Here is a 23,810-nt window from a genome sequence, read left to right as displayed (position 1 = left end):
TCAGCCCTGGCTCTGCTGCAGGCCGATGCAGGTGCCGATGTGCTCGGGCGTGCAGGGGATGCCGTTGACGGTGCCGAACCCGTTGGGGTTGTTCACGACGACCGCACCCGGCGCGCTCGCCTGCGGGGGCACCACGACGCCGGGAGCGCCGAAGCCGCCCGCCTGGCCCTGCACGCACACACCGTCGAACTTCGTGGGCACCGTGCCGTAGGGGCAGTCCTTCGCGGAGGCCGGCGAGGCGGCGACCAATGGCGCTGCGGCGAACGCGGCTGCACAGCCGACGACCAGGATCCCGCGCTTCAGGTTGATCATGTTGCTCCAAACGACTCGTCCGACCGGGGTCAGCTTAGCCGGTGCGGGGCGCAGACGGGGCGTCACGGCACGACTGAGGGTCCTTCGACCTGCCTCGGCGAGGCGTTTAGGTCAGGCACAATCGGTGGGGTGACCACACCGCCCCGGGGACCGCGACGGCCGGGCGAACCGATTCGCCCGGACGCCACGACACGGCGGATTCCGCGCCAGCGCCCACCCGATCCGCCGACGCAGCGGATCCGGGCCGCCCAGAGCCCGGCCGACACGGGCGCCACCGAGCGGATCGCCGTGCCGCAGCGTTCGCTCGGGCCGATGCCCGGACCCCTGCCGCAGGCCGCACCCCCGAATGCCTCGCCCCCACCGGCAGTGCGCACCCGCAATCGGGCGTGGCTGCGGCAGCCGCGGTCGCTCGCGCTGATCGCCCTGATCGTGGTGGCGGCGATCGTCGGCGGGCTCGCCGGGGCCGAGCTGTACGCCAGGCACCGCGCCGACAGCCTGCTCGTCGCGGTCGCCGAATGCGTGGTCAAGGACGGCGCGACGGTGTCGTTCGGCGTCAACCCGCCGTTCCTGTGGCAGCACGTGACGGGCCACTACACCAACATTTCGGTCGTCACTGCCGGGCATCAGGTGCAGGACGCCAAGGGCATGACGGCCGACGTCACGGTGTCCGACGTGCGCCTGCAGGGCTCGGCGAACTCCAAGGGCACGATCGGTGCGCTCGACGCGACGCTGACGTGGACGGCGGCGGGCATCAAGGACACGGTCGCGGCCAACCTGCCCGGCGTCGGCAACCTCGTCACGGGCGTCACCACCGACCCGGCGGCGGGCACGCTGAACCTGGAGGCGGGCAGCATCACCGTCTCCGCCAAGCCCGTCGTGACCAATGGCGATCTGGCGCTGCAGGTGCAATCCGTGACGGGTCCGCTGGCCCAGGACACGGTGCAGACGGCGCTCAACGGGCTGACCGACAAGCTCAATGCGCAGTACCCCCTGGGGATTCACGCCGACAGCGTCGAGGTCACCGCCGACGGCGTCGTCGGCACGTTCTCCACCAGGGACGCATCGATCCCGACCGCCGATTCGAACGCCTGCTTCGCCCGGCTGTGACGTCGGGCCGTCCCGCCGCTCCGGCGCCGGGGCGGGGCGGCTCAGAATGGACGCCATGGAGTCGACCCGCGTGGACCGCTGGCTGTGGGCGGTCCGGCTGACGAAGACCCGGCCCGACGCGGCCGCCGCGTGCCGCGGGGGTCACGTGCGGATCAACGACCGACCGGCGAAGCCGTCGGCGACGGTGGCGCCCGGCGACCGCGTCCACGCCCGGCTGGGGGACCGGACGCGCATCGTCGAGGTCCTACGGGTGATCCCCAAGCGCGTGGGTGCGTCCGACGCGGTCAGCTGCTTCATCGACCACAGTCCGGCGCAGGCTCCCGTGGCATCGGTGCCGGTGGCCGTGCGCGACCGGGGCGCCGGTCGGCCCACGAAACGCGACCGTCGGGCGCTGGACCGGTGGCGCGACGGCCGGGCCTGACGCCGCGCCACATCACGATCACGGGTCACGTCGAAACGATCTATGGGACGATGGGCACGCGCTGCGGGCCGGTCGACGGTTGGCCGAACGCGGGCGCCAGCAGAGAGGACGACCGGGTTACATGACCGAAGGACAGCGCGTACCAGCCGTCACCGCCGCGAAGCTCCTGTTCGCGGGCGCCATCGTCGCCGGCGGTGCGCTGGGCATGGCAGGCCAGGCCGGTGCCGATCCCATGACGCCGTACCAGCCGCCCGTGCCCGGTGCCCCCGACGGTCCGCCACCGCCCGCGGCGCCGGACGCTGCGGCCGCGGACGCTCCAGCGCCTCCGCCACCGCCGGGACCGCCGCCGGTCCCCGAGATCCCCAACCCGCAGTACGGCTCCGGCAACGGGCCGCTGGGCTTCCTCCGCGACGCCTACCACCAGGCCAAGGACCCCTTCGGCTCGGCCGATTCGCCCGACGGCATGCCGCCCGCCGCCGAGCCGCCGCCCGGCGCAGGCCCGCCGCCGCCGCTGCCCCCGGGATTTCATTCGGTGAACTACCCCCAGAGTGACACCGTGGCGCCCGCGACCGGCCCCAAGACCGGTGGACCTGCTCTGCCGCCCGGGTACTACCCGCTCAACGGGCCGCCTCCGCCGGGATATGACGCCGCCGCACCGGGAGCCCCCGACGCGGGCGCACCGGCTGCGCCCGCGGCCGGTCCGGCCCCGGTGGTCCCTCCCGGCTACTACCCGATGAACGCCCCGGCCGCCCCGGCCGCCCCGGCCGCTCCACCCGCCCCACCCGCTCAGTAGTCAGTTGGGCGCCGAGGCGAAGACGTCGCCACGGCACCCGACGCCGACGAGCGTGACGGCGAACAGGATGGCGGATGCCATCACGACGGCGGAGATCCCCGCGTGCTGGTACACCAGTCCGCCGACGACGGATCCCGACAGGATGCCGATCTGGAAGGCCGTCACGTACAGGGCCGACCCCTGCTCGGCATCCCCGGTGGAATTGCGGATCGCCGCCGACTGCAGCATCGGGGGCAGCGCGGCTGCCGACGCGCCCCAGAGCAGGATCGCGCAGGCGCCCAGCACCGCGGCGAGTACGCCGACGCCCGCCGCGGCGCAGGCGACGAGCACCCCGAACGCCAGGCACAGCGTGCCGAGGCTGCCCGCGACCGCGACGTGCAGCCGATGGTCGATCGCCCGGGCCAGCAGCGCCATCGCGGTCAGACCGCACACCCCGTAGCCGATCAGCAACCAGGCCGACCGGGCGGGATCGACGCCGACGACGTCGCGCACGATCGGTACGATGAACGTGAAGGACGCGAAGTGCGCGGTGACGCCGACCAACGTCAGACCGCACAGCACGAGCAACCGGCCGTTGGGCCGCAGCGATCGTCGTGACACGGCGGTCGGTTCGTCGACGGGGCCATCCTCGACCGGCATCGGCGGCAGCACGATCAGCGCCAGCACGGTGATGACGGCCGCGGCGATCGCGAGCAGGGCCACCGTCGGGCGCCAGCCCCACAGCGCGCTCATCGACGCCGTCAGCGGGTTGCCCACGATCAGCGCGGCGGAGGTTCCCACGTACACGGCCGTGGCGGCCCGTCCGGCGTGCGACTTCGGCACCAGGCGTACGCCGATGGGCACGATGATCGCCCACATCAGTCCGTGGGTGACCGCGCACAGCACCCGGCTGGCTGCCAGCGTGCCGAGCCCGGGCGCCAGCGCCGAGAATGCTTGCGAGAGCGTCAAACTCAGCAGCGTCGCCACGAACACCCGCCGTCGCGGCCAGCTCCTGGTCCACCGCACCAGCGGGACCGTCACCAGGACGCTGATGAAGGCGTATGCGGCGGTGAGCATTCCGACGTGGGCCTCACTGACGTGCAGGTCCGCTGCGATGGCGGGCATGGCGCCGATCGGCGCCATTTCGGCCACGGCGTACACGTAGGCCGCGATCGACAGCACGGCCAGCTGCGCGACGACCTGGGGGGTCCATCGGTAGGAGACGCCGGGCGCGGCGCCGTCGGCCATCGTCAGCGACACGACGGCGTCACGTCCAAGGCGGCGTACACCTCATCGGACAGCGCCACCGACCGCGGATCGGCATTGGCCTTGGTCGCGTCGAACCGGTTCATCACGTAGGCGTATCCGATGCGGTGCTCGAGGTCGACGAACGCATACGAGCCACCGGAGCCGCCGTGCCCGAAGATTCCGGTATTGGGACCCGCGACGCCACGCTGGTTGAGCATGTAGCCCAGACCCCAGCCGTGGTCGGCGACGCGCGGGCCGAGCACGACGTCGGTCGCCAGCCCGCCCTGCGAGACGCGACAGAGATCCATCAGTTCGCGGCTGACGAGCTTCTCCTGGGCCATCGCGTGGTAGAAGGTGGCCATGCCCAGTGCCGAGACGTGCGCGTTGGTGGCGGGGAATTCGGCTGTGCGCCAACGGTCTATGGACTCCGAGCCAAGCTCGTCGTCGGGTATGAAGCCCATGGCCACGGCCAGGCCCGCCTTGCCGTGATCGGCGAGGGAGGTGGGTTGCTCCGGGGCGCCCCCGGCGGCCAGCACGTCGCGGATGTGGGGCTTGTCGACCATCACCGCGCAGCGGTCGTGGTCACGCGACGGCAACCCGATGTGCAGGTCGGCCGCGAGGGGAGTGGCGATCTCCTCCCGCAGGAACGTCCCCAGGGTGCGACCCGTGATGCGCCGGACGAGCTCGCCGAGGATGAATCCGAAGCTCACCATGTGGTAGCCCTGCGCGGTGTCGGGCGGCCACCACGGCGCCGCCGCCGCCAGCTCGGCGCAGACCGCATCCCAGTCCAGGACGTCGGCGGCCCGCATGCGCCGCGCCGGGCCGATGACACCGGAGCGGTGCGACAGCACCATGGCCACCGTGATCGAATCCTTGCCCGCTTGGGCGAACTCCGGCCAGTAGGTCGCGACGGGGGCGTTGAGGTCGATCTGTCCGCGTTCGGCCAACAGGTGGATGCACGTGCTCGTCAGCCCCTTGGATCCGGAGTAGACGCTCGCCAGCGTGTCGCGCTGCCACGGGAGCCCGCTGTCGGCGTCCCGGCAGCCGCCCCACAGGTCGACCACGAGTTCGCCGTCGACCCAGGCCGCAACTGCTGCCCCGACCTCGCCGCGTTCGGCGAAGTTGCGTTCGAATTGTCTACGTACGGAATCGAACTCGGGTGCACAGTGCCCACTGATCAGAACGTCGACCGGAGTCGTCGACGACTCCGATGAGGTTCCCATCAGATACATCACTCCATTGGACCGGCCAGTGCCACCAACGGTAGTCCCGAATGTCGAATCGGTTCGTCGACGCGATCAAATCGTGACGAAGGGTTAGACGTCCTCCGAGAAGTCGGCGGTGATCCACCGGTCGGGCCGGACCGTGTACAGCACGCTCGGCGCATCGCCCATGCCGTCGACGAAGGCGCGGCCGCCCTCCTCGCCCAGGTAGCGAATGGCGATGTCTTCGCGGACGTCGCGTGGCGCGGGGTTGGCGGTGTCGACGACCGTGCCCTCGACCACGACGTACTGGTAGGGCGGCTCCTCGCGCTGCACGACGAGCGTCACGACGCCGGCCCGTTCGATCAGGTTTGCCTTGCGCGAGCCTGCGCCCGTGTTGATCAGGATGTTGCCGCCCGGCGTGTACCCGTACCAGATCGGCACGCTGGCCGGCGGTCGGCCGCCCGTCGCCTCCACCGAGAGCACCGCGACGTGCAGATCTGCCAGGAACTTCTCACGATCGGACTCGCTGAAGTGATTCATGTCATCGCCAACCGTCCGCTCAAGCGGGGTATTCCGGCGCCCCGCGAACTTGACGCCGCGTCAAATTAAGTCGACCCTACGTCGAGTAAGCCGTTTGGTCGTCGATCTCAGCTCTGGAGCAACCATGAAGACCTTCCTCGTCACCGGTGTCAGCACGGGCTTGGGCCGAGCCTTCGCACGAGGCGCGTTGGACGCCGGCCACCAGGTGGTCGGCACCGTGCGCAGGGCGGAAGACCTCGCGCCGTTCGAGGCCCTGGCACCAGGCCGCGCCCATGCCCGCAGGCTCGACGTCACCGACGACGCCGCGGTCGTCCGCACCGTCGCCGACGTCGAGTCCACCGTCGGCGCCATCGACGTCGTCATCGCGAACGCGGGATACGGCGTCGAGGGCATCTTCGAGGAGACGCCGCTCGCCGAGCTGCGGGCACAGTTCGCCACCAACGTGTTCGGCGTCGCGGCGACCCTGCAGGCCGCGCTGCCCTACCTGCGCAGGCGACGGGCCGGCCATCTGATGGCCGTGACGTCGATGGGCGGTCTGATGGCGGTCCCCGGCATGTCGGCCTACTGCGCCAGCAAGTTCGCCGTGGAGGGCCTGCTGGAGAGCCTGCGCAAGGAGGTCGCGTCCTTCGGGATTCACGTCACCGCCATCGAGCCGGGGTCGTTCCGCACCGATTGGGCCGGGCGCTCGATGACGCGCGCCGAGCGCACCATCGCCGACTACGACGAGCTGTTCGATCCGATCCGGGCCGCCCGCGTCGAGGCCAGCGGCCGCCAACTGGGCAACCCCGTAAAGGCCGCCGAGGCGGTCCTGGCCATCCTCGACGAACCCGCACCGCCGGCCCACCTGGTCCTCGGCTCGGATGCGCTCCGGTTGATCGGCGCTGCGAGGGACGCGGTCGACGAGGACATCCGGCGCTGGGAAAGCCTCTCGCGCAGTACGGATTTCGCCGATGGCGCGCAGCTGGCGTCCACGTAGGGCCGGTGGGCTAGGGTCGTCACGGTGACCAAGTCGTGGCCGTCGCGCAGGACGGCGCCCGCCGTGCGCAAGGGCGACCTGCGCGAGCGCGAGATCCTCGATGCCGCCGAACGCCTCCTCGGCACCCACGGCTACGCCCAGATGACGGTCGGCGACATCGCCGCGGAGGCCGGCATGACCCGCGGAGCGCTGTACTTCTACTTCGCGTCCAAGCAGGACGTGCTGACGGCACTGGTGGCGCGCACGGTGCAGGCACTGCAGGAGAAGTCGGGCGCGGCCGTCGCCAACACCGCACCGGTCGCGGAGGTCGTCTCCGCCACGCTGGAGCGCACCGCGGAGTTGTGGCGGCAGCACGGCGTGGTCATGCGTGCGGCCGTGGACCTCGGATCCTCGGTCCCCGAGATCGACGAGCTGTGGACGGGCACCGCCGAGGTGTTCGCCGACGCCATCGCCGCCATCCTCGGGCGCAGCGGGGTGCCCATGGGAGACGGCCCCGACGACGCCGCCGCGCTGGGCCGCGTGCTGTGCTGGATGATCGAACGCAGCTTCTACCGGGCGTCGAAGGTCTCGATCGCCGAACTCGACGCCGCCACGCTCACCTGCCGAGCGGTATGGATGCGCGTCGCGCAGTCGCCCTGATCGACTCAGTCGGTGGTGGTCCAGGGCGTGCGGGCGAACACCTCTTCGACCATCGGGCGGAAGAATTCCAGTGGGCGATGCTCGTACTGCGCGTCGAAGCAGTTCTGGTCGTATCGCTCGCAGAACTGCACGCAGTCGTCGAACCACCGGTGGCCCCGGTACTTCTCCCTGGCATCCCGATCACCACCCATGTGCGGCGCATAGTAGAACTGCTGAAAGTCCGGATGCACCTTGACGATCCACGCGAGCCGCTCCGGCACGTAGGGCGCGATCACGGCCGAGGCGAACAACCCGTGGGCGTGCGGGGCGAAGGTGTCGCCGACGTCGTGCAGCAGTGCCGCGACGACGTAGTCGACGGGCTGCCGGTCGTCGTAGGCCCGACTGGCCGACTGCAGCGAATGCGCCAGCCGGCTGATGGGGTAGGCCTGCTGGCCCTCGGCGAGCGCCTCGACCAGTCCGAGGACGCGGGGCACGAGCCCGGCATTGTTGGCTTCCTCGGCGCGCTCGATGAGGGCATAGTCCTCCGCGGTGCCCTCGTCCATCGTGCGGTAGGTGGCACGGGTCGGCGTACTCATGGCGGTTCCTCTCGATGCGGTCGTGTTCCAACGTAGCGACCTCGTGTTTCCGCCGCGTGTCGGGCATCCGAGCGCGCGCCAGGTCGTCGGTGGCCGACGCGGGTTGCTCGTTCGATGTGGTTGCGCGGCAACGACACTGGCTCGGCCTCGGCACGTAGAAATTTGGTATCCGTCGTCGGAGCCGTCGAGGACGGCGATCGTGCGGCTGCAGGCGTCTGGTGAGGGTGACCGTCGAGCTCGATGGCGTTGGCCGTGAACGTCTTTCGCGCACCATCACCTGGCGGGGTGCGCCCGACCCCCGAGGAGTGCAACCAGTTCGGCCCATTGGCTGCGTTCGATCATCGCGGGCCCTACCCTAGACGTCCCGGGTCTGCTGCCGCTCCCGGTACGTACCGAAGGGTGATGTTGCAATGACGAGCCGAGCTCCTGGCACCGACCACTCCGACACGGGTGCACCCGACGGTGGGCTCGGTACCAGCCTCAAGCCTCGACACATCACGATGATCTCGATCGCGGGAGTCATCGGCGCGGGGTTGTTCGTTGGCTCGGCGAACGCCATCAAGGAGGCGGGCCCGGCCGTCCTCATCTCGTACTTCCTGGCGGGCACGCTGGTGGTGCTGGTGATGCGCATGCTGGGGGAGATGGCGACCGCGAACCCGGACACCGGGTCGTTCTCGGTCTACTCCCATCGTGCGCTCGGCGGCTGGGCGGGGTTCTCGGTGGGGTGGCTGTACTGGTGGTTCTGGGTGCTGGTCATCCCCGTCGAGGCGACGGCCGCCGCGTCGATCCTGGCCGACCTGGTCGGCGGTCCACAGTGGGTCTGGGCGCTGGCGGTGACGCTCTTGCTCACGGTCACCAACCTCATCAGCGTCGGCAACTACGGCGAATTCGAGTTCTGGTTCGCCTTGATCAAGGTCGTCGCCATCATCGTGTTCATCGGCATCGGGGCCGCCGCGATCTTCGGCATCATTCCGGATTCGAAGGTCAGCGGCATCGACTCGCTGTGGCAGCCAGACGGTTTCATGCCCCACGGTTTCGGCGCCGTGATCGCCGGCATGCTGGTCACGATGTTCTCCTTCATGGGGACCGAGATCGTCACGATCGCCGCCGCGGAGTCACCGGACCCCACCGCCGGCATCAGCAAGGCCGTGAATTCGGTCATCTGGCGCATCTCGATCTTCTACATCGGGTCCATCTTCGTGGTCGTCGCGCTGATGCCCTACAACGAACTCGCGGACGGCTCCTACCAGTCGACGCTCGAGGCGATCGGCATCCCCGGATCCAAGATCATCATGGACGTGGTCATCCTGACCGCGGTGGCGTCCTGCCTGAACTCGGCGCTGTACACCGCGTCGCGGATGTTGTTCTCCCTCGGCGATCGTCACGACGCCCCAGGGGTCGTGCGGCGGCTGACGGGCAACGGCGTGCCGTGGGTCGCGGTCCTCGCGTCGATGGTGGTGGGATTCCTTGCGGTCGTCGGCAACTACCTCCTGCCGGAGAAGATCTTCGCCTACCTGCTGGCGACGAGCGGTGCCGTCGCGCTGTTCGTCTATCTCGCGATCGCGGTCAGCCAGTTCGTCCTCGGCCGCTCGATGCGATCGGCGGGGGAGCAGGCGCCGGTCAGGATGTGGCTATTCCCCTACCTCACCGTGGGGGTGATCGTGGCGATCATCGCGGTGCTGGTCCTCATGGCCTTCGACCCGAACCAGCAGCAGGCGATCTTCCTGTCGTTGATCTCGGCGGCGATCATCGTGGCGGCGTCGGTGATCGTGCACCGGCGTCCCGCGCATCGCCGCAGGGACGCGCAGGTCTAGCGGCATGACCACGCAGCGCACCCACGACATCGGTGGGGTCCCAAGGAGCCGCATCGTGGCGGCGTCGATGATCGGGACGACGATCGAGTTCTACGACTTCTACGCTTACGGCACCGCTGCGGTGGCCGTCTTCCCGCAGCTGTTCTATCCCAAGGGCGATCCCACGGCGGCGCTGCTCGCGTCGCTGGCGACGTTTGGTCTGGCGTTCGCAGCCCGCCCGCTGGGCTCAATCCTGTTCGGCCACTTCGGTGATCGCGTCGGGCGCAAGGCCACCCTCGTCGCGTCACTACTGCTGATGGGCATCGCCACGGTCTTGATCGGCGCGCTGCCGACGTACCAGCAGGTCGGCATCGTGGCGCCCACGTTGCTCGCGGTGATGCGGTTCAGTCAGGGCCTCGCCCTCGGCGGAGAATGGAGCGGCGCAGCCCTTCTCGCGACCGAGACGGCTCAGCCGCGCAAACGGGCGTGGGCGGCGATGTGGCCGCAATTGGGCGCTCCGTTCGGCTTCCTGCTCGCCAATGGTGTGTTCCTGGTGCTGGTGCTCTGCCTCGGCACGGCACCGGGTGGTGCGTTCCTGACGTGGGGGTGGCGGGTGCCGTTCCTCCTGAGTTCGGTGCTGGTCGTGGTCGGCCTCTACGTGCGGCTGCGGCTGACCGAGACGCCGGTCTTCGCCCGCGCCGTCGAACGCGGCGAACGCGTGAAGGCGCCGCTCGTCGAGGTCGTCCGCGGCAGTTGGCGCCAGCTGGTGATCGGCACTCTGGTGATGCTGGCGACCTACACGCTGTTCTACGTGGTCACCACCTGGGCGCTGGCATTCGGCATCGGCAAACCGCCCCCGGCAGGCACCGGACTGGGCTTCGCCTACGTCGACTTCCTCGAACTGCAGTTGATCGCGGTCGTGTTCCTGGCCGCCACGGTGCCGGTCGCCGGGTTGCTCGCCGATCGGTTCGGCCGTCGCCCGACGCTGCTCGTGGTCACCGTCGGGATCATCGCCTACGGCGGTCTGTTCGGCGTGCTGCTCACCCCCGGCGCGACGTCGACGGCGTCGGTGCTGCTGTTTCTCGTCCTGGGCATGACCCTGATGGGCCTGACCTTCGGACCGATGAGTGCCGTTCTGCCAGAACTGTTTCCGACGAACGTCCGCTACACGGGATCCGGCATCGCCTACAACGCGGCGAGCATCCTCGGCGCCGCCGTCGCACCCTTCATCGCCACCTGGCTCGCCACGAATTACGGCGTCGGTTGGGTGGGGCTCTACCTGTCGGTCGCGGCCGCCCTGAGCCTCGCCGCGATCTGGGTGATGCGCGAGACGCGTGACGTCCCCCTCGACGACGACGTCCGCACCGGACGCGTGGAGGCGGCCGCGGTCGACGGCCCGCCCCGCTGACCGACGCGCCGGGGTCTCACGCCTTGCTCGCCACGTACACGGCCTGACCAGGAATGCGGAGGATGCGCGTCCGGCGGGGTGGGCCGAACCCGGCGTCGCGCAGCCAGCCCCTCAGCCGATCCGGGGTGTGGACCTGCGACCCCGAGCTGAGGTACATGAACAATCCGAGGACGTTGGCCTGAGCCGACGCCCGTCGGCTCGGTTCGGCGAAGGCGTCCATCACCGCCAGCGTGCCGCCGGGCGCCAACGCGTCGTGCATCTTGGCGAACAGGGCCACGGTCTGCTCGGCGGTCAGGTGGTGCAGAAGGTTGAAACAGAGCACCGCGTCGTAGCCGCTGCCCAGCCCGTCGGTCGTGACGTCGAGGTCCCGGTGCTCGACTCGATGGGACATCCCCGCGCGGGCGATGATCTCGCGCCCTATCGTCGCGCTGCCCGGCAGGTCGACGACGGTGGCGCTCAGCTGCGGATGGCGTCGACACAGCTGCGCCGAGTACCAGCCGTGCCCGCCACCGACGTCGAGCAGTGATCGCGAATGAGCCGGCAGGCGAAGCTTCTTCGCCACCTCGTCGGCGCTGAGCCGGGCGAGCTCCAGCTGCCCGCAGATGTAGCGCCGCCAGTAGGGGTCATCCGGTGGCGCGTCGTGATGTCCGGCGGGTTGGCCGCTGCGGGTCACGTCCTCGAGGCCCGACCACCAGTCCCAGTAGTCCGACGTGCCCGCCACGTACTCGGCCACCGCGAGGGCCGACCCGGGATCCAGCCAGCGTCGCGAGGATCGGGTCAGCCGGTAGCGTCCCCCGCGGACGGTGACGTGGCCGCCCGACCGCAAGCAGTCCAGCAGGAGCCGCGTCGGGACCGGGTCGAGACTCAGGTCGGCCGCGAGTTCGGCCGCGGTCGACGGCTGCTCGGCCAGTCGGGCGGTGATGCCCGTGCGCACCCCGGCGATGAGGATCGCCGACAGCGCCATGCCACCCCATGCCTCACCTGCTGCGGTCGGCACGATGCCGGTACGCAGCGCGAGCCACTCGACGGGGTTGGCGCCTCGCAGGGCGAGTCTCACTTTTGCGACCTCCCGTACGGGGCATTCAGCACGACGTCAACGTTTCACGTCGCGCTTACCCGTTGCCAAGGTGAGCAAGCGCCCAACCGAGGGGAAACCGAGGATCCGGTGTCACACTCCCCGACGTCGAACGTCGCCGCCCGCGTCCGAGCTCTGCTGGTCGCCGGTCATCTGGTGCCGTCGCTGGCCATCTCGGCTCTGGTCACCGCCTTGGCGGTGCAGGCCGCGCCCCACGGAATCGGTCGGCTCCTCGCCGGACCCGCCATGCTGGTGGGCCAGCTGTCGATCGGTTGGTCCAACGACGTGTGGGATGCGTCGCGCGACGCCGCGGCGGGTCGGACGGACAAGCCGGTCGCCACCGGAGCGATCAGCGCACGGACGGTGATGGTCGCGGCCTGGGTCGCGCTAGTGGTGGCCCTGGGCATGGCGTGGGCGATCAGCGTGTCGACCGCGGTTCTGCTGGCCGTCATCATCGGCGCAGCGTGGGCCTACAACCTCGGGGTGAAGTCGACGTGGGCGTCCGGGCTGGCGTACGTGGTCGGGTTCGGCCCCATTCCGGCCTATGCGGCCAGCACCCTGCCGGGTCAACCCATGCCACCGTGGTCGGTGACCGTGGGTGCGGCCCTGGTCGGGCTCGGCGGCCACTTCACCGACGTGCTTCCCGACCTCGTCGCCGACCGCGCCACCGGCGTCGCCGGCTTGCCCCAGCGCGTCGCTGCCCGCTGGGGTCCCGGTGCGGTGCGCACGGTTGCGCTGGTGCTCCTGCTGTCGGCGTCGGTGCTGTTGGTCGTGGCGTCCGGCCGCCGCTGGGTGGCGCTCATCGGGCTGGCGCCCGCCGCACTGCTCGCGGTGGTCGGTGCCCGTGGTTCCGGACGGCTGCCGTTCGCTGCGGCCTTCGGCATCGCGGCCGTCGACGTCGTGGTGCTGGCCGTGGGCGGCTACCGCCCGTAGGGCCGGCCGATCGGGACCAGAATCACGACGGCTCGTCGCCGTCGGCGTCGTGGCCCGCGGCCAGGTGGCGAAGGACTCGCTCGTTGAGCGCGGCCAGCGTGTCGAGCTCGTCGGGGGAGAACAGGTCGATGAAGTCGCGTCGGACGTCCTCGACGTGGCGTGGCGCGGCCCGCTCGATGGCGGCACGACCGGCGCGCAGCAGGTGGACCACGGTGCTGCGGGCGTCGTCGGGATTGGGCTCGCGGTCAATCAGCCCTTCCTTCTGCATGCGTCGGAGCTGATGGGAGAGGCGGCTCTTCTCCCAACCCAGCGCGAGGCACAGGTCGCGGGCGGGCATGCGACCCCCGTCGGACGACGTGAGCGCCGCCAGGACTTCGTAGTCGGCGCCCGAGAGGCCCGACCGCTGCAGGCCTCGGTTGAGGTGGACGTCGAGCCGATGGTGGGCGTGCATGAACGCCCGCCAGGCGCGGTCCTCGCGCGCGTTCAGCCACTTGGGTTTCATCGACGTCGATGCTACCGCGTTTGGTTGACGCCTCACCAATAAGATGCTTATGGTTGACGAGTCAACTTTTACTCGAGATGGGACGTACGCGATGAGCAGCATCAGCATCATCGGCCTGGGAAACATGGCCAAGGCGTTGGCCGACAGGTCACTCGCCGGCGGCAACTCCGTCGAGGTCATCGGCCGCGACTCCGCCAGGGCCGCGGAGTTCGCCGCCGCGCTGGACGGCGCCACCGTGGGGTCGGCAGGCGCCGCCCCGGTCGGGGACATCGTCGTCCTCGCGGTGCCCTACGCCAGCGCGACGGCGGTCGTGGCCGAGTACGGAGATGCCCTCGACGGCAAGGTCCTCGTCGACATCAGCAATCCCGTGAACCCGGACATGACCGGGTTCGTCACCCCCGAGGGCAGTTCCGGCGCGCAGGAGATCGCCAGGGCCGCTCCCGCGGGCGCACACGTCGTCAAGGCGTTCAACACCCTGTTCGCGAACGTCGTGCTGGCCGATTCCGCCAAGGATCGCCCGATCGACGTCTTCATCGCCGGCGACGACGCGCAGGCCAAGGCGCGGGTGTCGACGTGGGTTCAAAGCCTCGGCCTACGCCCGCAGGACGCCGGACCACTGCATATGGCGAGGGCGCTGGAGGACGCGGGCCTGCTGGAGATGGGCCTGGCCAACCATTCCATCAAGCACACCAACTTCTCACTCGGCGTCAACCTCCTCTAAGTGCGTCCCCAAACGAAAAGGATTGCAGCATGCGCGTATTCGTCACTGGCGGGACCGGCCACACCGGTTCGTACATCGTCCCCGAACTGATCGCGGCGGGGCACCACGTCACCGCTCTGGCCCGGTCGGACACGGCCGCGGCGACCCTGTCCGCTCTCGGTGCAGAGGTACGACGCGGCGATCTCGAGGACGTCGATGGGCTCAAGGAGGCGGCCGCGGACTCCGACGGCGTCGTGCACGTCGCGCACCGACAGGACCTCCTGCCCTCCGGCGGGATGGACGCCGTGGCCGCGGCGGAACTACCGATCATGCTGGCCTATGGCGAGGCGCTGGAGGGAACCGGCAAGCCGTTGGTCGCTGCGGGCAGCATCGGCTCTCCCGGACACCTGGGCAGGCCGGCCACCGAGGACGACCCCGCTGCGCCCAGTAGGGATGAGGACACCGGCACACTCCGAGCCCGCAACGTCGTGGAACGGGCCGTGATCGGCCTCGCCGAGAGGGGAGTGCGATCGTCGATCGTGCGGCTACCGCTCATTGCCCACGGCAGGACCGATACCGCAGGATTCCTTCCGGGATTGATTGCTCTCGCCCGGCAGAAGGGATTCGTCGGATATCCCGGTGACGGCACGAACGCGTGGAATGCCGTGCACGTCGGCGACGTCGCAGCGGTGTTCCGGTTGGCGCTGGAGCAGGGTCCGGCCGGGAGGTATTGGCATGCGGTCCAGGAGGGGAGCATCCCGTTCCGCGACATCGCGGAGGCAATCGCCACACGTCTCGAGCTGCCTGCGGTGAGCATCCCCATGGACGTGATGGTCATGCCGGGCTACTACGGCTCGCTCACCAGTCTGGTGTCGATGGACCTCCCGACGACGAGTGAGGTCACGCGGGACACCCTGGGCTGGAACCCCTTTCATCCCACGCTGTTCGACGATCTGGACGACGGCCACTACTTCGCCGGCGGCTGACGCGCAACACCGACATGCCGTTGGCAAGGGGGGCCCTGGCGGTACCTCCATCGCCAGGGTCTCCTTTCCGCCGAGCGGGCCGCTTACGTTTCTCACCGGGGGCCGACGGCCTCGAACGATCAACGAGAGAGGCGGCACGTGACAGCAAGCCCATTCGCCACGCACGCGGAACTGTTCGACCTGAGCGGCAAGCGCGGTCTGGTGACCGGCGGCACCAGGGGCATCGGAATGATGATCGCGCGGGGACTCCTCCAAGCGGGCGCGGACGTCGTCATCAGCTCGCGTGACGCGTCGGCATGCGCCCGGGCGCAAAAACGGCTCTCCGCATTCGGCCACGTCGAGGCCATCCCCGCGGATCTGTCCCGACACGAGGAATGCGACCGGCTCGCCGACCTCGTCACCGCTCGCTCCGGGACTCTGGACATCCTCGTCAACAATGCCGGCGCCATGTGGGACGAACCGTTGGCCACGTTCCCGGACGCTGCCTGGGACACCGTCGTCGACATCAATCTGAAGTCGCCGTTCTGGTTGACACAGGCTCTCCTGCCGGCACTTCGGGTGGCGGGGACCGCCGATGATCCCGCGCGGATCGTCAACATCGGCAGCATCGCTGCCATCCACATTCCCAACCGACCCAACTACTCGTACTCCAGCAGCAAGGCCGCGCTGCATCAATTGACCAGAGTGCTGGCCAAAGAGCTTGGCCCGCAACACATCACGGTCAACGCCGTGGCACCGGGGCCGTTCCCCTCGACGATGATGGCCGCCACGCTCGACGAATTCGGCGACGTGATCGCGGCGTCGGCCCCGCTGCGCCGAATCGGTCGCGACGACGACATGGCAGGCGTGGCGGTCTTCCTCGCCAGCCGGGCGGGTGCGTATCTGACGGGCACCGTCATTCCCGTCGACGGAGGGATCGCCACCACCGCGTAACGCGCCGACCTACGGTGGACGGATGGAGGCCACGCGCGAGCTGCGCACCGAGATTCGTGAATTCCTGAGGTCGCGCCGCGCCCGCATCGCCCCGGAGCGCGCCGGCCTGCCCGCCTACGGTGGCAGGCGGCGGGTCGCAGGTCTGCGCCGAGAAGAGGTGGCGCTGCTGGCGGGGGTGTCCGTCGAGTACTACGTGCGCATCGAGCGCGGCGGCCTGGGCGGCGCGTCCGACGGCGTGCTCGACGCACTCGCGAGCGCACTGCAGCTCGACGACGCCGAGCGCGATCATCTATTCCATCTGGCCCGCCAGTGCGGGTCACCCGGTGCGCGGCGGACCCGTCAACCTTTGATGACGGTGCGTCCGGCGCTGCAGGAGCTGCTCGACGCCATCACCACGGCGCCGGCCTGGATCCGCAACGCGCGCCACGACGTACTCGCGATGAATCACCTTGGGCGCGCACTGTATTCACCGGTGCTCGCCGATCCGAGACGGCCGGCGAACACGGCGCGTTTCGTGTACCTGCATCCCCGGGAGGCCGAGGCATTCTTCGTCGACTACGACCACGCGGTGCGAAACGCGGCCGCCATGCTGCGCATGGAGATGGGGCGCAATCCCCGCGACGAGCACCTCATCGCCCTCGTCGACGAATTGTCTACGGGGAGTGAGGTGTTCCGCCGCCAGTGGGCGTCGCAGGACGTACGGCTGCACGGACACGGGAGCAAGCGGGTGCACCATCCGGTGGTGGGCAGGCTGGACCTCAACTTCGAGTCCCTCGATCTGCCCTCGGACCCCGGCCTGCAGTTGAACGTCTACACCGTTCCCTCGGGAAGTCGCGCCGCCGACGGTCTGGCCCTGCTCGCGTCGTGGGCCGAGCTTCGCGTCGCCGGCGGGTGATGGGCCGGGGTTCCGCGTCGCCCCCCGGTGTCGTGGCGGTCTCGATCGCGCAAAGGATCTGCGACCCATCCGCGCCGTGCGGGCCGACGGCGACCGCGCGGGCCTAGTGTCGGCTGCCGTGGCCGTACTGGAGGAATGCGCGAGGCGTCGCAGGGTCGTGGTCCACCTGCTGGTGGCCTGGGTTGTCGCCGTGGCAGCGGGTCTGACGATCACGCCGGTGGCGCACGCGGCGGTCGTCGGGGCGCGCCTGTCGGTGTCATCGACGTGGCAGACCGGTTTCATCGCGCACTTCACCATCGTCAACGCGAGCGCCGTGCCGATGACGGATTGGCGGCTCGACTTCGACCTGCCCGCCGGTGAATCGGTGTCGCATACGTGGAGCAGCACCCTCGTGCAGTACGGCACGCACTACGTCCTGACCCCCGCCACGTGGAACCGCATCATCGCACCGGGCGGATCGGCGACCGGCGGAATGCGGGGCGTCCTGAGCGGTTCCTACACGCCGCCGTCGAACTGCGTCCTGAACGGGCAAATTCCCTGCAGCTAGTGGCCGTGGCGACCGATCCCGACCAGGCGAGCCGTGCCGCCAAGATTTGACCTGCACGACGGCTAGCCGCGAGGGTGGGCCCATGAGGACAATGGACTTCCGTCATACGGCAGGTGTCGGCATCGCCGTCGTCGCGCTCATCACCGCGGGATGCGGCAACGGCGCGAGCGTCGACGCATCGGCGCCATCGGTGGCGCTCGTCGTCACCTCCGAGACGCCGGCTCCACCCGCGGACGTGAAGCTCATCGGCGAGAGAGACGTCGAAGTGACCCTGACCGGTCCGATCGCCGCCAAGTACGCGTCGGCCAGCGATAGTCAGCGACAGGCTCTCGGCAAACCACTGACGGGTGACCGCAACGCGGGAACGCGAGACAGCGGGCTGGTATTCCAGCAGTTCCAGGGTGGGGTCATCACCGCCAAGAACGCCGACGCGGGTACGCCGGGCTACATCACCTGGGGCAAGATCCGGCAGGCCTGGAATGTCCCGCGCGACCCGCAGGGCGTGCCCGCGGTCACCGGAGAGAACGGCTCGGTGGGTCCGCTGGGCGCACCCACCAGCGACGAGGACGCCGTCGGCGATCTCCTCGTCACGACCTTCGATCACGGGAAGATCGAGTACGACCCGAAGACCGATCAGGTGACGGTGACGGTCGACGGCAAGGTCGTCCCCGCTGGGCTCTAGTCCGTTTCATCGAGAGTCGTTAAGCGGCAAGGGTTTCGACGGCGCTACGTCAACGGTGAGCGTCGCCGGGCAGCAGGCCCGAGCCCAGGACGACGGTGACCTCATCGGTGACGGAAATGCGTTGATTGGTCAGGGGGTTGGTGCCCAAGACCCGATCCTTCATCTCGGGCGGAGACGGCAGCGACACCTTCTGGAACCGTTGGAAGCCCGCGGCGGTGAGCCTGCGGACGGCGTCGTCGTAGGTCAGGGAGGACACGTCGGGGACGGCGATCCCCGTCGGGTTCGTCGACGGACTCGGGCTGACGATCGGTTCCGGACGGGTCGATGCGTCCGGGGCGGACGCGCCACGGTCGTCGCGGTGCATGACGTCGACCGCCAAGGTGCCTGCCACCGTCAGGACGACGAGCACGCCGATGACGGCCAGCCACCGCCTGATCGACGGGGTCGCCTCCGCGTCGTCTCCTGCCTGCGACGTCGACACGTCGTCGGTGGGCGGGTCGTCGTCGGCGGCGTCGAACCGGTCCGATGCCGTTCTGCCGCCGCCGTCAGCGGCGTGCGGGGTCAGCCCGCGTTGCCACCGCACCAGGTCCGCGCGCATGTCCCCGGCGGTCTGATAGCGGTTGTCGGGGTTCTTGGCCATTGCCGTCAGCACGACCGCATCGAGACTTGCCGGAATGGCGCCGTCACGCATCGAGGGCGGCACCGGCTCTCGGCCCACGTGTTGATAGGCGACCGCTACGGCCGTGTCTCCGACGAAAGGTGTTGTGCCCGTCAGTAATTCATAGAACACGCAGCCCAGGGCGTAGACGTCGGCGCGGGCGTCCACGCGGTCACCGCGGGCCTGCTCCGGTGACAGGTAGTGGGCCGTACCGATGACCGCCCCGGTCTGGGTGACGCTGTGGGCGCTGTCGGCGATGGCCTTTGCGATACCGAAGTCCACCACCTTCACCGCGCCACCGGGCCCCACCATGACGTTCGCCGGCTTGACGTCGCGGTGGACGATTCCGCGCTGGTGGCTGAAGTTCAGCGCCGCGCAGACCTCGGCCACCACGTCGACGGCGCGGCGCACCGTCAGTGGTCCCCGGGTGGAGAGGAGATCCCGCAACGTCAGACCGTCGACGTACTCCATGACGATGTAGGGCTGGGAGCCGGTGGGACCGTCGACCTCACCGGTGTCGTAGATCGCGGCGATGGCGGGGTGATTCAACGCAGCGGCGTGTTGCGCTTCGCGCCGGAACCGGGCGTTGACGCTCGGGTCGGTGGCGAGGTCGGCGCGCAAGAGCTTGACGGCGACGTCGCGCTGCAACCGCACGTCGCGAGCCAGGTGCACTTCCGACATGCCGCCGATGCCCAGCAGCTCACCGAGCTCGTAGCGCCCCGACAGGCGTTGCTGGGGAGTCACGGCGACGTTCCCGGCCTCGCGTGCCACGCCGCGTTCCGAGCCCGGCGCGCGTTACCGGGGCGCATGACGATGGCCACCGGCTGATCGTGGCACGTTTGTGCCGCTCAAGAGTGCCGTGCGGAGATAGTCGGTCGGTTTGGTGGCCGCCTCGGCGCCGACGACGAGTGCCCAGCGCACGTGAAATGCAGTAGTCCTCGACGCTAGATCGAGGAAATTGCAGTAGTGGGATCAGCCATGGCTTCGGCCAGCCCACCCGTCTAGCGATCTAGAGTCGTGGCCGTGTTCACCTGGCTCATCCCCTTCATCGTCGTGGCGGTGGTCGCCATCGCGGTCACCGCCAAACTCCTCGTCCGCCGGCGGGCTCCCCAAGGGGGATGGTTCACCGACTTGACGCGCAGCGCCGGGTCGCTGTCGGTGATCGGCATGATGTTCGCCGTGATGCTTGCGTTCGTCATCCTCTTCGCGCTGCAGAGCTTTCAGCGTGCCCGCGAAGGCGCCAGCATGGAGGCCGTCGCCGTCAACGAGCTGAACTCGGTCGCCAGGATCCTGCCCGCTCCGGCTGGCGACCGCCTCAGAGGCGACCTGGCCTGTTACGGGCGAGCCGTCATCAATGCCGAATGGCCCGCGATGCGCGATGGCCGAAGCAGCGATCTCAGCGAGGTTTGGGTGGACAGGCTGCATGGCGACTTCGCCAGCACGGCGCCGCGGGACTCGCGTGAGGACGCGGCGTATGGCCAGTGGTTCGACCAGGAGGCGCAACGGCGCGACGGGCGGCGGGAGCGCCTCGCCGAGGCGGCGCCCACCCTTCCCGCTCCGTTGTGGTTCGCCCTGGGCATCGGCGCCACCCTCACGCTCACCTACATGGTGGTGCAGGCCGACCCGCGCGAGAACCGCTTCATCCAAGCCTTGCCGATCGCGTGTGTGTCGGCCCTGATGACGGCGGGTCTGCTCGTCGTGTTCTTCCTCGACCATCCGTATGCGGGCGAGCACGGCAGTATCGGGCCGACCGAGATGACCCGCACGCTCGACCACGTCGCAGCGGGCATCGCTGTTCCGTGCGACGAAGACGGCAATCCACGCTAATCGCTTGCGCCACAATATCGTTCGCCTCGAATGGCGTGCGGATGGACCCCGCTACGGGCCGTTGATGTAGGCGGCGAGGCAACCCGGGTGATGCCGACAGGCGATGATCGCGTTGGCGTCGGGGGCAGACCCGCGGACTCGGTTGACGGGACCCGGAATGGAGCAGCTGCTGGCGTACGGGTTGAGGACGGTGACGCCGCCGTAGCAGCCGCTCGCCTGAGCTGACGCGCTAGTGGACACGAGCATGGCCATCGGCGCGACCGTCACGGCAAGTGCGGCCGCAGCGGCGACGGTCAGGCGCGCAAGGCGAGGTGATCGCATGTCAATGCCAACTGCATTGATGATCTATGCATTCCGAGGCGTGTGCACCGACCACCCTTACGTGTTCCTGACACGCGGCCCCATCGGGCGAAACGAACGCAGCCGCCTCGCATGGGCGAGGCGGCTGCGGCCGTCGAGCAGGGGTTACAGCGGGATCCAGATTCCGAAGAAGTAAAAGCCCCAGGCGTTGTAGCCGGGGTCGAACACGGGGGTCTCGTCGTAGCCGAAGTAGTTCACCGGCCCGTAGTTCCAGAACCCACCGGGAGGCGGCAGGGGGCGATCCCAGCCGGCCCGCGGGGGTGCTCCCCAGCCCCAGGGAGCGGGTCCGTCACCCCAGGGGGCGCCGCGGAAGCCGCTGAAGGCGTCGGGCGGACGTGGTCCCCAGTCGTGGCCGTCGGGTCCGCGGGTGTTGCCGGGTCCGCCGGGTCCGCGGAAGTCGCCGGGTCCGCCCGGGCCGCCGGGGCCGTGGTCGTCACCGGGGCCACCGGGTCCACCGGGGCCGTGGTCGTCACCGGGTCCACCGGGCCCGCCAGGTCCGCGGAAGTCGCCGGGTCCACCCGGGCCGCCGGGACCACCGGGGCCGCCGGGACCACCCGGTCCGCCGGGTCCACGGAAGTCACCGGGTCCGCCGGGACCGCCTGGACCGCCTGGCCCGCCGGGTGCCTGCGGGCCGCCGCCGGGACCGCCCGGTCCGCCGGGTGCCTGCGGGCCGCCGCCGGGACCGCCTGGACCGCCGGGGCCACCCGGCCCAGGTCCGCCCGCACAGAACGGAGGCTGGCAACCGCCGCCCCCACCGGGTGCCGCGAGTGCGACCCCCGAGCTTCCGGCAACCAATGTCAGCCCAATCGCGCCAGCAAAGGTTGCCCCTGCCACTGCCTTCTTGAAGTTCATCGTCGTTGCTCCTTCGTCCGGAGTAGTTGCTCCGAGTCAGTCAACCCACAGGAAGTGCACACCCAATCGACGGGTTTCTCCTGGGCTGGACTGCCCCACTTCACGGTGTCAGGGATTCCCTACGCGGACAACCCTGCTCCCGACATGTCTGTCGCCGGGAGAACGATCTTCGTTACCCGTCGCCACATTCCGACACACGATGGCGGTTCGCGCGGGCCGCTGCGGTGCCACGTTCGACCGGCGCTTCGCTGCGCGCGCGAGTACGACGAGCATCTGGATCGCGGCGCCGACGGGCGGGGAGCTTCCCATTTGCGGCACCGTCGAAAAGCGGTGTGTGCGGCCGCGGTGATTCAGGTCGACTTCATCCCGCGACGGGAATTTCAGCAACGTGGCGCACCGGTGCGTTCCGGCGCGCCCGCCCGTGGCTCGGATGACGGGCTCAGTCCCGGAAGGTCACCGCCGAGCCGCGGCGACGAGCGGTAGGACATGCGCTCCGAACAGGTCGATCTGCTGCTCTTCGCATCCGCTGATCGGCTGGAGCACGACGTGGTCGGCCCCGCTGTCCTCGAGCCGTCGCAGCGCCTCGACACAGCTCCGCCCCGACACGCTGAGGAAGAAGCGTCGACGCAGACCCGTGTCAACGCGCGCTTATCACTCTTCGTCGGTTCGTCGTGGACGCCACGACAACGACTGACTTGACTGGAGGGGCAGGGACATACGCCACCCCTTCACGGAGGTCATCATGCAGTTGCGCAATCGCTTCACCGAACGATTCGGCATCCGTCACCCGATCGTGCTGGCGCCCATGGACTACGTCGCTGACTGGCGACTGGCCAGTGCGGTCGCCGACGCCGGGGGACTGGGAATACTAGGCGGTGGTTACGGCGACCGGGCGTGGCTGCGGGAGCAGTTCGCCCACGATCCGTCGAAGCGACTCGGCGTCGGATTCATCACCTGGTCGATGGCCCAGCAGCCCGGGTTGCTCGAGATGGTCGTCGAGCAGCGTCCGGCCAACGTCTTCCTCTCGTTCAGCGACCCCGCCCCACACGCGCCCGCCGTGGTGGCCGCCGGCCTTCCGCTGATCTGTCAGGTGCACGACGTCGAGCAGGCCCGTCGTGCGATCGACGTCGGCGCCTGCGCCATCGCCGCGCAGGGCGGCGAGGGCGGTGGTCACGGGACGGGTACCCGCTCGACCTTCACCCTGGTGCCGGAGATCGCAGACCTGTTGCGCGACCACGCCCCAGAGGTCATGTTGCTGGCCGCCGGGGGAGTGGCGGACGGCCGTGGTCTGGCGGCGGCGTTGGCACTCGGCGCCGACGGCGTCGTCGTGGGGACGCGGTTCTGGGCCGCCAGCGAGGCGGCGATCGCCAAGTCCGCGCAAGCCCGCGCACTACAGGCCAGCGGCGACGACACCCTCCGACAGAGCGCATTCGACGTCGTCCGCGAGAGGTCATGGCCCAGCGGGTACACGGGCCGTGTCCTGCGCAACGCGTTCACCGACCACTGGCACGGCGATGAGGCGGGTCTGCGCGCCGACCTGCGGGCCCAGCGACGCGTCTTCGACGCCGCGGTCGAAGACGAGGACTATCGGCTGGCCAACGTCATCGTCGGTGAATCCATCGGCCTCGTCGACACCGTCGACGGCGCGGCCGCCATCATCGACGACATGGTCGCCTCGGCGAGCTCGATCCTCGCTGGGGGATCGTCCGTATCGTCCTCTGCGGGAACGTCGTTCGCGTCACCCGGCCGATGACACGGAGAGCGCGCTCCGGACCGCCGACGGTCGAGGCGAACCCACCCGGGGGCGGGGCGAGTCGCGCACCCGACGATCGGTGAACGGCACGCAGGCGGTGACCTAGGCTCG

The 23,810-nt window shown here is 69.7% G+C and carries 25 protein-coding genes and 1 pseudogene; 16 read left to right on the top strand and 10 right to left on the bottom strand.

The features are described from left to right. Complete coding sequence (locus G6N60_RS14355; protein ID WP_163738271.1) at positions 1-312, bottom strand: hypothetical protein; 312 nt, start codon at positions 310-312, stop codon at positions 1-3. Positions 313-441: 129 nt separating this feature from the next. On the opposite strand from G6N60_RS14355, the gene G6N60_RS14350 reads away from it, so the two are divergent. The 3 genes from G6N60_RS14350 (at position 442) to G6N60_RS14340 (ending at position 2,633) form a co-directional block, all read left to right on the top strand. Further along, positions 442-1,419, top strand: coding sequence for an LmeA family phospholipid-binding protein (locus G6N60_RS14350; protein ID WP_246240689.1), 978 nt, complete (start codon positions 442-444; stop codon positions 1,417-1,419). Between the two features lie 55 nt (positions 1,420-1,474). Then, positions 1,475-1,840 (top strand): Hsp15 family ribosome-associated heat shock protein, encoded by a 366-nt coding sequence (locus G6N60_RS14345; protein ID WP_163738268.1) that lies wholly within the window; start codon positions 1,475-1,477, stop codon positions 1,838-1,840. Positions 1,841-1,961: 121 nt separating this feature from the next. Further along, entirely contained in the window at positions 1,962-2,633 is a 672-nt protein-coding gene (locus G6N60_RS14340) for a hypothetical protein (RefSeq protein ID WP_179969694.1), read from the top strand. Here G6N60_RS14340 and G6N60_RS14335 read toward each other — a convergent pair whose 3' ends face one another. From G6N60_RS14335 to G6N60_RS14325, 3 genes are all read right to left on the bottom strand, one after another. Then, the gene (locus G6N60_RS14335) at positions 2,634-3,872 is read right to left on the bottom strand and encodes an MFS transporter (RefSeq protein WP_281355705.1); all 1,239 of its coding nucleotides are present in this window, start codon (positions 3,870-3,872) and stop codon (positions 2,634-2,636) included. Then, positions 3,863-5,083, bottom strand: coding sequence for a serine hydrolase domain-containing protein (locus G6N60_RS14330; RefSeq protein WP_163738265.1), 1,221 nt, complete (start codon positions 5,081-5,083; stop codon positions 3,863-3,865). Before G6N60_RS14330 ends, G6N60_RS14335 begins: the two co-directional genes overlap by 10 nt. 93 nt (positions 5,084-5,176) lie before the next feature. Further along, the gene (locus G6N60_RS14325; RefSeq protein WP_163738262.1) at positions 5,177-5,605 is read right to left on the bottom strand and encodes a pyridoxamine 5'-phosphate oxidase family protein; all 429 of its coding nucleotides are present in this window, start codon (positions 5,603-5,605) and stop codon (positions 5,177-5,179) included. A 124-nt stretch (positions 5,606-5,729) separates the two neighbouring features. On the opposite strand from G6N60_RS14325, the gene G6N60_RS14320 reads away from it, so the two are divergent. Continuing rightward, entirely contained in the window at positions 5,730-6,581 is an 852-nt protein-coding gene (locus G6N60_RS14320; RefSeq protein ID WP_163738259.1) for an oxidoreductase, read from the top strand. A gap of 24 nt (positions 6,582-6,605) precedes the next feature. Beyond that, the gene (locus tag G6N60_RS14315; protein WP_163738256.1) at positions 6,606-7,220 is read left to right on the top strand and encodes a TetR/AcrR family transcriptional regulator; all 615 of its coding nucleotides are present in this window, start codon (positions 6,606-6,608) and stop codon (positions 7,218-7,220) included. 5 nt (positions 7,221-7,225) lie between these two features. Here the strand turns inward: G6N60_RS14315 and G6N60_RS14310 are convergent, their stop codons facing one another. Beyond that, the gene (locus G6N60_RS14310; protein ID WP_163738252.1) at positions 7,226-7,795 is read right to left on the bottom strand and encodes an HD domain-containing protein; all 570 of its coding nucleotides are present in this window, start codon (positions 7,793-7,795) and stop codon (positions 7,226-7,228) included. Between the two features lie 410 nt (positions 7,796-8,205). On the opposite strand from G6N60_RS14310, the gene G6N60_RS14305 reads away from it, so the two are divergent. Further along, positions 8,206-9,609: an amino acid permease gene (locus tag G6N60_RS14305; RefSeq protein WP_163738249.1), complete on the top strand. Its 1,404-nt coding sequence runs from the start codon at positions 8,206-8,208 to the stop codon at positions 9,607-9,609. Between the two features lie 4 nt (positions 9,610-9,613). Then, the gene (locus tag G6N60_RS14300) at positions 9,614-10,996 is read left to right on the top strand and encodes an MFS transporter (RefSeq protein WP_163738246.1); all 1,383 of its coding nucleotides are present in this window, start codon (positions 9,614-9,616) and stop codon (positions 10,994-10,996) included. Positions 10,997-11,012: 16 nt separating this feature from the next. On the opposite strand, the gene G6N60_RS14295 is transcribed toward G6N60_RS14300, so the two are convergent. Continuing rightward, positions 11,013-12,053: a class I SAM-dependent methyltransferase gene (locus G6N60_RS14295; protein WP_163738242.1), complete on the bottom strand. Its 1,041-nt coding sequence runs from the start codon at positions 12,051-12,053 to the stop codon at positions 11,013-11,015. A 108-nt stretch (positions 12,054-12,161) separates the two neighbouring features. Here G6N60_RS14295 and G6N60_RS14290 point away from each other — a divergent pair, with 108 nt between their 5' ends. Beyond that, on the top strand, positions 12,162-13,004 hold the full coding sequence (locus G6N60_RS14290) for a UbiA family prenyltransferase (RefSeq protein ID WP_163738239.1): 843 nt from the start codon (positions 12,162-12,164) through the stop codon (positions 13,002-13,004). A 22-nt stretch (positions 13,005-13,026) separates the two neighbouring features. Here G6N60_RS14290 and G6N60_RS14285 read toward each other — a convergent pair whose 3' ends face one another. Then, complete coding sequence (locus G6N60_RS14285; protein ID WP_163738235.1) at positions 13,027-13,506, bottom strand: MarR family winged helix-turn-helix transcriptional regulator; 480 nt, start codon at positions 13,504-13,506, stop codon at positions 13,027-13,029. A 91-nt stretch (positions 13,507-13,597) separates the two neighbouring features. Here G6N60_RS14285 and G6N60_RS14280 point away from each other — a divergent pair, with 91 nt between their 5' ends. The 6 genes from G6N60_RS14280 to G6N60_RS14255 all read left to right on the top strand — a co-directional run bounded on the left by G6N60_RS14280 (position 13,598) and on the right by G6N60_RS14255 (position 18,249). After that, positions 13,598-14,227 (top strand): NADPH-dependent F420 reductase, encoded by a 630-nt coding sequence (locus G6N60_RS14280; protein ID WP_163738232.1) that lies wholly within the window; start codon positions 13,598-13,600, stop codon positions 14,225-14,227. A 29-nt stretch (positions 14,228-14,256) separates the two neighbouring features. Continuing rightward, a complete protein-coding gene (locus tag G6N60_RS14275; protein WP_163738229.1) occupies positions 14,257-15,192 on the top strand; it encodes an SDR family oxidoreductase in 936 nt (311 codons plus the stop codon). Positions 15,193-15,330: 138 nt separating this feature from the next. Then, positions 15,331-16,125 carry an SDR family oxidoreductase gene (locus G6N60_RS14270; protein WP_163738226.1) on the top strand — a complete coding sequence of 265 codons (795 nt, stop codon included), beginning with the start codon at positions 15,331-15,333 and terminating at the stop codon, positions 16,123-16,125. Positions 16,126-16,147: 22 nt separating this feature from the next. Further along, a complete protein-coding gene (locus G6N60_RS14265; RefSeq protein ID WP_163738223.1) occupies positions 16,148-17,020 on the top strand; it encodes a helix-turn-helix transcriptional regulator in 873 nt (290 codons plus the stop codon). Between the two features lie 157 nt (positions 17,021-17,177). Then, positions 17,178-17,567, top strand: coding sequence for a cellulose-binding domain-containing protein (locus G6N60_RS14260; RefSeq protein ID WP_281355798.1), 390 nt, complete (start codon positions 17,178-17,180; stop codon positions 17,565-17,567). A gap of 82 nt (positions 17,568-17,649) precedes the next feature. Beyond that, entirely contained in the window at positions 17,650-18,249 is a 600-nt protein-coding gene (locus tag G6N60_RS14255; protein ID WP_163738217.1) for an LGFP repeat-containing protein, read from the top strand. A gap of 79 nt (positions 18,250-18,328) precedes the next feature. Here the strand turns inward: G6N60_RS14255 and pknB are convergent. Continuing rightward, positions 18,329-19,651 (bottom strand): annotated as a pseudogene (pknB, locus tag G6N60_RS14250) (Stk1 family PASTA domain-containing Ser/Thr kinase); the annotation flags it as partial. Positions 19,652-19,960: 309 nt separating this feature from the next. Between pknB and G6N60_RS14245 the strand changes: the two are divergent. Then, entirely contained in the window at positions 19,961-20,734 is a 774-nt protein-coding gene (locus G6N60_RS14245; RefSeq protein ID WP_246240685.1) for a bestrophin-like domain, read from the top strand. A 51-nt stretch (positions 20,735-20,785) separates the two neighbouring features. Here the strand turns inward: G6N60_RS14245 and G6N60_RS14240 are convergent, their stop codons facing one another. Together G6N60_RS14240 and G6N60_RS14235 are read right to left on the bottom strand one after the other, a co-directional pair. Further along, positions 20,786-21,055, bottom strand: coding sequence for a hypothetical protein (locus tag G6N60_RS14240; protein ID WP_163738211.1), 270 nt, complete (start codon positions 21,053-21,055; stop codon positions 20,786-20,788). A gap of 144 nt (positions 21,056-21,199) precedes the next feature. Next, positions 21,200-21,946 (bottom strand): chitin-binding protein, encoded by a 747-nt coding sequence (locus tag G6N60_RS14235; RefSeq protein WP_163738208.1) that lies wholly within the window; start codon positions 21,944-21,946, stop codon positions 21,200-21,202. Between the two features lie 742 nt (positions 21,947-22,688). On the opposite strand from G6N60_RS14235, the gene G6N60_RS14230 reads away from it, so the two are divergent. Next, entirely contained in the window at positions 22,689-23,699 is a 1,011-nt protein-coding gene (locus G6N60_RS14230) for an NAD(P)H-dependent flavin oxidoreductase (protein WP_163738204.1), read from the top strand. The last annotated feature ends 111 nt before the right edge of the window (positions 23,700-23,810 follow it).

This window comes from Mycolicibacterium madagascariense (assembly GCF_010729665.1).
GTDB classification, from domain to species: domain Bacteria; phylum Actinomycetota; class Actinomycetes; order Mycobacteriales; family Mycobacteriaceae; genus Mycobacterium; species Mycobacterium madagascariense.
Note: the sequence above shows the minus strand (reverse complement) of the source record. Positions and strands in the feature narration are given on the sequence as shown.

Bases quoted from the DNA above. Each gene is read 5' to 3' on its own strand.
- G6N60_RS14355 (WP_163738271.1), bottom strand. From the start codon at position 312: ATGATCAACCTGAAGCGCGGGATCCTGGTCGTCGGCTGTGCAGCCGCG.
- G6N60_RS14345 (WP_163738268.1), top strand. From the start codon at position 1,475: ATGGAGTCGACCCGCGTGGACCGCTGGCTGTGGGCGGTCCGGCTGACG.
- G6N60_RS14340 (WP_179969694.1), top strand. From the start codon at position 1,962: ATGACCGAAGGACAGCGCGTACCAGCCGTCACCGCCGCGAAGCTCCTG.
- G6N60_RS14330 (WP_163738265.1), bottom strand. From the start codon at position 5,083: ATGGGAACCTCATCGGAGTCGTCGACGACTCCGGTCGACGTTCTGATC.
- G6N60_RS14325 (WP_163738262.1), bottom strand. From the start codon at position 5,605: ATGAATCACTTCAGCGAGTCCGATCGTGAGAAGTTCCTGGCAGATCTG.
- G6N60_RS14320 (WP_163738259.1), top strand. From the start codon at position 5,730: ATGAAGACCTTCCTCGTCACCGGTGTCAGCACGGGCTTGGGCCGAGCC.
- G6N60_RS14310 (WP_163738252.1), bottom strand. From the start codon at position 7,795: ATGAGTACGCCGACCCGTGCCACCTACCGCACGATGGACGAGGGCACC.
- G6N60_RS14305 (WP_163738249.1), top strand. From the start codon at position 8,206: ATGACGAGCCGAGCTCCTGGCACCGACCACTCCGACACGGGTGCACCC.
- G6N60_RS14300 (WP_163738246.1), top strand. From the start codon at position 9,614: ATGACCACGCAGCGCACCCACGACATCGGTGGGGTCCCAAGGAGCCGC.
- G6N60_RS14285 (WP_163738235.1), bottom strand. From the start codon at position 13,506: ATGAAACCCAAGTGGCTGAACGCGCGCGAGGACCGCGCCTGGCGGGCG.
- G6N60_RS14280 (WP_163738232.1), top strand. From the start codon at position 13,598: ATGAGCAGCATCAGCATCATCGGCCTGGGAAACATGGCCAAGGCGTTG.
- G6N60_RS14275 (WP_163738229.1), top strand. From the start codon at position 14,257: ATGCGCGTATTCGTCACTGGCGGGACCGGCCACACCGGTTCGTACATC.
- G6N60_RS14265 (WP_163738223.1), top strand. From the start codon at position 16,148: ATGGAGGCCACGCGCGAGCTGCGCACCGAGATTCGTGAATTCCTGAGG.
- G6N60_RS14255 (WP_163738217.1), top strand. From the start codon at position 17,650: ATGAGGACAATGGACTTCCGTCATACGGCAGGTGTCGGCATCGCCGTC.
- G6N60_RS14240 (WP_163738211.1), bottom strand. From the start codon at position 21,055: ATGCGATCACCTCGCCTTGCGCGCCTGACCGTCGCCGCTGCGGCCGCA.
- G6N60_RS14235 (WP_163738208.1), bottom strand. From the start codon at position 21,946: ATGAACTTCAAGAAGGCAGTGGCAGGGGCAACCTTTGCTGGCGCGATT.
- G6N60_RS14230 (WP_163738204.1), top strand. From the start codon at position 22,689: ATGCAGTTGCGCAATCGCTTCACCGAACGATTCGGCATCCGTCACCCG.